We start from the raw sequence: 9606 nt of genomic DNA on the forward strand, positions 1-9606 counted from the left end.
CTATACCACCATTTCATCTAAAGTAACATTTGGACATTTCTGCTCTTAAGGATACGATTTTATTAACTTATCGCTTTGATACAAATACCCAAAATAAAGAAAAAAATTTTTTTTATATCCGATGTACATTTACCACTTCGGCCCAGTGGTACAAATCGTCCTGCTACATTAGAGGATAAAATAATAGATTGGCTACACCATATTAAGCCACAAACACAAGCATTATTTTTACTAGGGGATATCTTTGATTTTTGGTTTGAATATAAATATCTTGTGCCCAAAGGGGCCATTCGATTTCAAGCAACACTTTACGCATTTTATAGCGCAGGCATACCTGTCTATTTTTTTTTAGGGAATCATGATGGTTGGTCTATAGATTACCTCACACAAGAATGTGGGGTACAATTGTTTAGGAAACCAGCATCCATTACGCTCGCTAATAAGCGATTTTTAGTTGGCCATGGTGATACGATTAACCCTACTACACGTTATAAGCTATTTCACAAATTATATCACAGTGGCTGGCTGCAATTTTTTATGCGGATGCTACCAGCTGATTGGCTATACGGCACCATAGATTGGTATTTTACAAAAAAAAAAGGTAGATTGCCCTATTGCAAAGATAAGTATGATCCGCCTTCTGCTTTCGCAGAAAAGGACCCTATATTTCAGTATTGTAAGGATCAGATAGAACCTTTTGATCACCACGAATTTTATATATTTGGCCATACACATTGTCCATACATAAAGGCGTTAAACGATTCAAGCAGCTATTGTAATTTGGGAGATTGGGTTTCGCATGATACCTATGCTTGTTTTGATGGCGTAGCGCTTTCATTGCATAAATTTTAACCCTATAACCCTTAGGCTATAAGCGTTGAATAGATGCTTCTAAAAATTTTTAATTGGATACAAACGCATTAACCTGTTGGGTATAAGTATATGGGAATTTTGAAATATTTTTACATAGATATCGCTGTCGATCTAGGAACAGCTAATACTTTAATTATACACAACGATAAAATCGTTGTAGATGAACCCTCTATTATAGCAATAGATAGGAATACCAATAAGATGATCGCAGTGGGGAAGGCGGCTATGCAAATGCATGAAAAGACACATGATACGATAAAGACTATTAAACCCCTTAGAGATGGCGTAATTGCAGATTACCATGCAGCAGAGCTTATGATTCAAGATATGATCAAAATGTTGTCTAAAAGAAAATTAGCTTTTTTTACCCCATTCTTTAATAGAATCATCATTTGTATTCCATCTGGTACCACTGATGTGGAAAAACGGGCGGTTCGAGACTCTGCTGCTCATACAGGTGCCAAAGAGGTATATATGGTTTATGAGCCTATTGCAGCAGCGATAGGCATAGGCGTAAACATTGGAGAGCCTGTTGGCTGTATGATTGTGGACATTGGTGGTGGCACAACAGAAATAGCTGTTATATCTTTATCTGGAATTGCCTGTGATCAATCTATTAAAGTAGCAGGTAATGCTTTTAATAAGGATATACTGGACTACATGCGCAAGCAGCATAATCTAGTGATTGGGGAGCGTACAGCAGAACAAATTAAAATAGCTGTTGGAGCAGTGTGGACGGATTTATTAGAACCACCAGCTGATTACCCAGTACATGGCAAAGACCTTATGACCGGTATTCCCAAGATTATATCGGTAAGCTACAGAGAAATAGCGGTTGCCTTAGAAGAGTCGGCTGTAAAAATTGACGATGCGGTCCTAAAGGCATTGGAAATGGCGCCACCTGAATTGGCTTCTGATATATACAAGAATGGTATCCACTTAACAGGGGGTGGCGCCTTATTACGCGGTTTAGATAAACGATTGCATAATATAACGAAACTGCCTGTCCATGTTGCAGAGGAGCCTTTACAAGCCGTAGTGCGTGGTACTGGCATTGCTTTAAAAAATATAGAAACCTATCGCAGTATACTGATGAATTAGTGGCCCGTGGGATCCCTCGCTCTAAATGGCCTCATATACCTTTTACTAAAGAATGTGGTTTGTCAAAAAAATATTTGCATGTTTTTGGATAATATGTAGTATAACATTTTTACCCCATGGCATGGCCGATGCTACGGTTCAACCTATGACATTCGAGGAAGTACTATCAGCTGCTTCAAAAGAGAATTTTGATATTCTGATTGCTCAAACCACTAAAAAAGGATCTTTGTTGTCGAATAAGATTTCGAATCTACACATATGGCTTCCTAAAGCGACCTTTATGGTTGCGCAACATAATGAATGGGGAAAAGGCGCTAAAGCACTTGATTTTCGATCAGATCCATTTTTTAGATTGACATGGGAATCCAGATCAGTCTTTGATAAAATATTCGAAACCAAAATAAACAACCAACATAATCTGGTCAACCATTTAATGGCGACAAAAACCATATCCGACACGCTACAAAAAGTGGTTGCCTCTTATTATGAACTTGCATTGGCCCAAAAGAAATGCGAGCTATCTAATACCTTTACTAAAGTTGCTGCCTCTCGGTTAAAAATAGAAGAAAAAAAACTTAGATTGGGTTTGGTCTCTAAAATAAATTATTTAAATGCTGACTTGGCACTAAAAGAGGCAAATTTAGCCCTATTAGAGGAGCAAGAAGTCCTTAAAGAAAAGCGCCGGAACCTAAATTTAACACTGGGTAGGCCATTAAATGAAGCAATACTAGTACAATCTACGATTCCTGTTGAACCCATGTGGGATATGGATGGGGTTACGCCGGAAAAAGTAGTGGACCTAGAAGCGGCTATACAAGCGAAAAAAGTAGCCATAGCTGCTACTGAGCTTACTAGAGCCAAGTCTTATCTCCTTTCTTGTTTGAGCCTATCAAGTGATTTCTCAGCTAATCGTTACATATATAATTTACAAGATAAGAAGTGGCTCATTCATCCCTCTAAGGGGTTAGTGAATATTGGGGTTAGTATTGACTTAGGTGGTTTGCTACTGATGCCTGCAGCAATTAAAAAAGCAAGACTAGGCTTAAACAACGAAACATTCAAATTAAGTAAAGAAAAACTTTCTGCAGAAGACCGTTTAGCAAATAAAAAGTGGCTGTATCGTCATGCATTAGGGTTACATACAATAGCGACAGCACGATTGAAAGTAAGCAAACAAAAATTAGCTTTTGTTGAAAAGGCTTATCAGCTTAACCAAGTTAAGCTACTCGAATTGCAGGAAGCAGAAGAAGATGTCCAAAAATCAGAAATCAATTTAATCACCTATGCTTTTAAGGTAAAACAAGCTGAATTTGCACTGTATCGTTTAGTGGGTAAGTTTGACAAGTAGCCTTAGGTTGTACCATTGGTTTGTATATTCCAGAGTTTGGCATAGAGTCCTTTTTGTTGCAATAGTGTTTGGTGTGTACCTTCTTCCACCATTTTACCTTGATCCAATACCAAAATAGCATTGGCATATTTAATCGTATTTAAGCGATGTGCGATGGCAATAACGGTTCGATTCCGACAGATCGCATCCATATTGGCCATAATAGCCGCTTCAGATGCATAGTCAAGAGCAGCTGTAGCTTCATCTAGGATCAGAATGGTTGGATTACGCAACAAAGCTCTAGCCAATGCAATGCGCTGACGTTGCCCACCAGATAAACCACTACCTCTTTCTCCGATATAAGTTTGGTATCCTTGTGGCAACGCATTAATAAAACCATCTGCACCAGCTAGTTTTGCTGCTTCTATGATTTGCATCTGGGTAGCTTGAGGGGCACACAGCGTCAGGTTATCCAATATAGAGCCTGCAAACAACATATTTTCTTGCAATACGACACCCATGGTACGGCGGAGTGCACGGGTATCTACAATGGCAATATCCATACCATCTACTAGAATTTTTCCACTCTGTGGCCTATATAAGCGTTGCAACAATCTGGTTAATGTACTTTTACCCGACCCAGATGGTCCTGTAATACCTATAAATGATCCTGGTTGTATCGTAAAAGAGAGCTCCCTTAAAACTTCAGGTGTTCCATCCTGATAGCGAAAATTTACATGTTGAAATGCTATTGTCCCCTGTAATGTGGGTATAGTTGTTACGCCTTCGCTTCCTGTTTCGGACTCATTTTCCAGTACATCTGCAATACGGCGTAGGGTAATCATCGTATGTTGAAATTCCTGCCAAATTTGTGCCAGACGCAAGATTGGTTGGGTAACATGACTGGCCAGCATATTAAAAGCGATCAATCCGCCAACGGTTAGTTCGCCTTTGAGTACCATCTTAACCCCTATCCATATTAAACAGACAGAAGTAAGTTTTTGTATGAAGCTAATGCCTTGACCAGCAGTGATGGATAATTTTTTGGCTACAAATCCCGCACGTAGCTGACAAGCCAATACTTGCTGCCAACGTTTGAGAAAATCTGGTTCCGTGGCAGTAGTCTTTAACACCTCTATACCGGTTATCGTTTCTGTTAAATAAGCTGTAGCTAACACGCTAGCATCATATGATTTGGTAAGACGATAGCGGAGGATAGGGCCAATCATCAACCAAAATGCAGCATATAATAATAAAGATACTACTACCAACCAAGCCAATCTTGTAGCATAGCCAAACATTACCACTATGAACATTAAGATAAATACCATATCCAGAACCAACATTAAAGCCGATCCCGTTAAAAACTGGCGAATATGATCCATCTCTCGTACCCGTGCTACAATTTTTCCAGTTTGTCGCTTTAAAAAATAGCGTAAAGGTAAGCTTAATAAATGGCTATACAGTTTAGCAGATAGTTCCGCATGAATCTTACTCGATAAATGGGTAAATATCTTGTTCCTTAAATAGCTATAGCAAGGCTCCGCTATAGTAAGGGCCAAGATAGCGATAGCCAGCACGTGTAAACTAGCCAATCCTCTACTGACCAGTACGCGATCCATAATATTCTGAAACAGCAAAGGGGTTACCAACGCAATCAATTGCAGTGCCAAAGACAAAACCAAGACATCACGGAATTGATTTATATGACGCAATATCGCGGGCACAAACCAATCCATGCCAAATTGCACATCAGATGGTTCTAATGCTTTTTCTGCTAGTAAAACGATGGGTGTATCAGCGGTTATCTTAGGTAAAGGTTCTTTATGAAGCTGATGGGTAGCTACATCATAACGCAAACAGGATCCGTCTGGTTCAATTTTTTCAATTACACTCCATCGCTGATCAAGACAAATTAGTATGGGTAAAGGTAAATTTTGTATATGCTTATGCACTTTTGTATACCATTTGGCCCGTAATCCAACTTGTCTAGCTGCTTTACATAGATCTATAGCCGTTAATAACTGGCCATCTTGGCCTAAACTATGGTAGAGCGTTTCTTCTGTTACCAATACTTGAAAAGCTTGAACAGCCCTGACCAAGGCTGGTATGCCATATGTTCCTTTCATCATGGTTCTCGACAAGCTTGTGAGGTATATCTTCTAATTGGGCTAAGCAAATAATCTATTATACGCCGTTTGCCAATTTTAATTTCAGCCGTAATCTTCATGCCCGGTGTGAGTACAACTGGTTTACCATCGACCATTATATGGTCTTTTTCCAGTTCAATTTGAGCTGGAAAAACCAATTCATTCTGACCATGATAGTCATTTTTTTGTACAGAATCACGTGATAAACTCATTATTTTTCCATTGATGGTGCCATAACGGCTGTAAGGGAAAGATTCAATCTTAACGGCCACCAACTGACCCGGTTCTACAAATCCTATGTGTTGATTGGCAATATCAATGGTGGCCTGTTTGGGTGCATTATCTGGCGCGATAACCATTAAGGTTTGCGCGGCTTGTACAATACCACCAATGGTATGGACCGCAACTTGTTGCACTAGACCACCTAATGGCGCTTGTAAGGTTTGTAATCGACCCCGATCTTGCGCTTTAGCCAATTCTTGTGCTGCCATTAATAAAGCAGAGGCAGCCTCATTGAAACGATCATGCCATTCTCTTTTTTTTTGTGCAATATAACTGGTTTTGGTTTTTCGAAGCGTATCTGCTTTTATTTGTAAAGTTTTTAGTTCTTTTTGTTTAGTAGATAATGATAATTTCGTTTCTAATGCTTCCTTTTCCTTCGCTAAAAGTTCCATTTTAGCCATCATGTTAGATTGCGTTAATTTACGACTTGATGTCAAACGTTTTTCTATATTACACAGCAGTTTTTGCAAACATTTGATACTGGTTTGATAGGCTATTTGTTCCGATCGATTGGTAGCCAATTCTGCATCAAATTTTTGCAACATAGTTTGATGTTCTTTCCAAATACCCAAGACATGGGCTTTCGTTCGGTCGGCTATAGTTTTTTCTATACCCTTGGGTAGGAAAAGATGCTGTAAGGGCTGATCACTCAGTAATGCTTGATAGCGTGCCCGTGCCAAGGTGTGAAAAGATTTTTGTGCTTGACAACGAATAATCTCTTGTGTAGATCCTATCATATGTAGCACCAATAGTTTATCACCAGCTTGAACATGCTGTCCCTCTTTTACTAAGATTTTAACCACTTTACTCAATTCATAAGGCTGAATATGTTGTGAACGGCTGGGTAAGACAAGCTGACCATAGGCTGTAGCATGGATATCTAATGCACCCCAATAGGCCCATATGCATCCCAATGATATCAATATACTGATTACCATCGCTGTTACCCTGGCATGGGGTGAGGGCGGACGTTCCATAGATTGGATATAAGCAGGTAAAAATTCATATAAATCATAGTGATCCTGTTGTACAGCGGGATCACTAATACAAGGCTGCTGGATTTTTTGCTTATATAAGGACCTAAAAGCCTTTAGCATTCTATTTGTAAATCTTTTTGTAGTTTCCATAAGCGTGCATATTGACCAGATGATGCCAACAAATCTGTATGTGTACCTTGTTCAATAATTTTTCCTTCCTGAAGTACAATGATGCGATCACAATGCTGTACCGTAGACAAGCGATGGGCAATCGTAATGACCGTCCGTTGATGGGCAATTCTATCCATATTGGCTTGAATAGCTGCTTGAGATGCGTCATCTAAGGCACTGGTTGCTTCATCAAAAATCAATATCTTAGGATCGGTTAATAAGGCCCGCGCAATAGCAATCCGCTGTCTTTGCCCCCCTGATAGAGAGCTGCCACCTTCTGCCAATATGGTATCGTAACCCATAGGTAATGCCAGAATAAATTCATGAGCGCCTGCTAATATAGCGGCCTGAATCACAGATTCTAAAGAAGTATTAGGAGCAGATAAAGCAATATTATCTCTTACCGTTCTATTGAATAAAAAATTTTCTTGGAGCACTACGGCTACTTGTTGACGCAAATAGCGTATATCCATGGTATGGAGACTATTGCCATCAAATAATATTTGCCCTTGTTCCGGTATGTAGAGCCTTAATAGCAATCGGGCAAGAGTACTTTTACCAGAACCTGATGCACCTACGATACCAATATGCTTACCAGCCTGAATCTGTAATGAAATACCTTGTAAGGCGAGTGGTCCACCTGGTTGGTAGCGAAAGGTTACTTGGTCTAAGGTAATAGCCCCTTTTAATTTTTCTGGTATGCCAGTTGTTTCTTGCTCAACAGGCAAATTAAGTATATCCCCGAGCTTATCTACCGCTACTTGCGCCTGTACAAATTGCCCCCATAACTCAACAATTTTAGCCAATGGTCCAGAAAAGTTTTGGTAGAGCATATTAAATGCAATTAATTGACCAGTGGTCAGTTCAAGACGAATAACTGATCTAGCGCCATACCATAAAATAAATAGGCTGGTTAGCTTACCAATGGCTTGAACCATATGATGAAACAAGGAAGATAATACTTGTGTACGGTAGCTAGCCTGGACTAAATCCTTAGTTTGATTTTCCCAACGTTGGCCCAAACGGGGTTCTATAGCTAGACTTTTAACCGTTTCAATACCCGCTATACTTTCTGTTAAGGTCGATGTATTCGCTGCATGATATTGGAATTGGGTCGCCAATCTAGCTTGTAACGGTTTGGTCATACGCCAAGCAATTAGTACATAAAAAGGAATAGAGGCAACCACCATAGTGGTTAACCTAGAAGATAACATCCACATGATTAGTAAAAATACACTCATAAAGCTGATGTCAATCAGCAAAGTAAAGAGCGAGCCACTTAAAAAAGATCGAATGCTATCCAGCTGGCATACACGTGCTACCAATGCACCAATTGGACGATTTTTAAAGTAGACTAAGGGCAACCCTAGTAAATGTTTAACCAATTTTACGCCAAGCAACATATCTATCCGATGCATGGTATGGGCATATTGATATTCCCGTAATCCCCTCAGTACAACTTCAATAATACTTGTAATCAGTAACGTAAATATTAATACAGCTAACGTATCATAGGTCTTATAAGCTAAAACTTTATCGATAACGATTTGAAAAAATAAAGGAAGGATTAAAGCGAGCAATTGTAAAATAAAAGAGAAGTAGCATACTTCAGCTAGTATGCGACGGTGGTGCCAAAATGCGGGTACAAACCAAGACCAGTTAAATTTTAAGGAGGGACCAGATAAGCTAATAACCTTTCCGATCCAATGGTTGATCAGTTGTTCTATAGACCACAATTCGCTATGCGATTTGTTGGGGTTTTGTATGAGGCACTGTGTGCAGTCCATTTTGGCTAGTATCCGGTAGGTACCATCCTTAGCAAGAAAAGCTATAGGTAGATCCTTTGGTGAAAGATTGGCATATTTTAGCTTTTTGTGCTTTAGTTTTACGCCATAGGTTTGACTGATTTTCTTTAAGTTAGTATCAATAGACTGATCGGATAGCGATATTGCATCCTGGCATACTTTTATACCTGCCAATTCTAGCAACAGTAGGCTACAGGCCAATGCGCTCTGGATATCAGTTATCATAGTCTACTTTAGTTGGAACGAATATAAGTTGCATCTGAATTTATATGGCTCTGTTGCATTAGTTTTAATGGATTTAAAACTTTATCGGGAATTCTATTCCTGATTTAGAAAGTTTTATAAGATAAATGGAAGTCACGTTTATAGAAGGTATGTTTTTTATTAGAGTGATGCAAGAAAAAATAAATTTGGTAGGGCCTTGTAAAAGGCCGATTTAAGACACCTCTCGCTATACAAAATCAATTATAGACGTTGCGTAATCAACTAATCTGCCAAACGTTTGCCTATACTAACCTGAAGTCTGGATTAGAATTATTGTAAACCAGTTATATATATATTAGCTATAGCCGGTTTTTTCTCTTTTAGCCCATAAGCAGTAATACCAGCTATTAAATTGACAATAAAATTAGGTATGCTTCTGTGTCTAGAGTGTTCTATTTGGCTAATATTTTTAAGCTGATCGATAATGATTTCAATGATGGATCTCTTTCGAAGCATTAATTTATCCCATAATGTCATAAAAGCATTTTTCATATTTTTCTTGATATGGGTAATGAGCTCTATTCCTTTTTCCATAAGTTTTTCAAATAATTCTTTGCTGATATAGCCTTTATCCGAGAATACTTTACCGATTAAATTTTTGCATAAACTTTTTGCAGGGAATCTATCCTTGACCCTACCTGGGGTAAGTGTAAAAT

The 9606-nt window shown here is 38.8% G+C and carries 6 protein-coding genes and 1 pseudogene; 3 read left to right on the forward strand and 4 right to left on the reverse strand.

Features of this window, described 5'->3' with window-relative positions; all coding sequences use genetic code 11:
- Nucleotides 1-75 precede the first annotated feature (75 nt).
- The 3 genes from CHV_RS04360 (at nucleotide 76) to CHV_RS04370 (ending at nucleotide 3322) form a co-directional block, all read left to right on the forward strand.
- On the forward strand, nucleotides 76-852 hold the full coding sequence (locus tag CHV_RS04360) for a UDP-2,3-diacylglucosamine diphosphatase (RefSeq protein WP_034577527.1): 777 nt from the start codon (nucleotides 76-78) through the stop codon (nucleotides 850-852).
- A 90-nt stretch (nucleotides 853-942) separates the two neighbouring features.
- Entirely contained in the window at nucleotides 943-1974 is a 1032-nt protein-coding gene (gene mreB / locus CHV_RS04365; RefSeq protein WP_034577620.1) for a rod shape-determining protein, read from the forward strand.
- Nucleotides 1975-2095: 121 nt separating this feature from the next.
- Nucleotides 2096-3322 carry a TolC family protein gene (locus tag CHV_RS04370; protein ID WP_165393824.1) on the forward strand — a complete coding sequence of 409 codons (1227 nt, stop codon included), beginning with the start codon at nucleotides 2096-2098 and terminating at the stop codon, nucleotides 3320-3322.
- 2 nt (nucleotides 3323-3324) lie between these two features.
- On the opposite strand, the gene CHV_RS04375 is transcribed toward CHV_RS04370, so the two are convergent.
- From CHV_RS04375 to CHV_RS04390, 4 genes and pseudogenes are all read right to left on the reverse strand, one after another.
- The gene (locus CHV_RS04375; protein ID WP_034577532.1) at nucleotides 3325-5433 is read right to left on the reverse strand and encodes a type I secretion system permease/ATPase; all 2109 of its coding nucleotides are present in this window, start codon (nucleotides 5431-5433) and stop codon (nucleotides 3325-3327) included.
- Nucleotides 5430-6860 carry an HlyD family type I secretion periplasmic adaptor subunit gene (locus tag CHV_RS04380; protein WP_051602240.1) on the reverse strand — a complete coding sequence of 477 codons (1431 nt, stop codon included), beginning with the start codon at nucleotides 6858-6860 and terminating at the stop codon, nucleotides 5430-5432. The genes CHV_RS04375 and CHV_RS04380 overlap by 4 nt, the downstream gene beginning before the upstream one ends.
- Nucleotides 6824-8911 (reverse strand): peptidase domain-containing ABC transporter, encoded by a 2088-nt coding sequence (locus tag CHV_RS04385; protein WP_034577534.1) that lies wholly within the window; start codon nucleotides 8909-8911, stop codon nucleotides 6824-6826. Before CHV_RS04385 ends, CHV_RS04380 begins: the two co-directional genes overlap by 37 nt.
- A gap of 309 nt (nucleotides 8912-9220) precedes the next feature.
- A pseudogene (locus CHV_RS04390) lies at nucleotides 9221-9606 on the reverse strand (IS982-like element ISCca1 family transposase); the annotation flags it as partial.

Origin of the sequence: Cardinium endosymbiont cBtQ1 of Bemisia tabaci, assembly GCF_000689375.1 — a bacterium.
GTDB lineage: Bacteria > Bacteroidota > Bacteroidia > Cytophagales > Amoebophilaceae > Cardinium.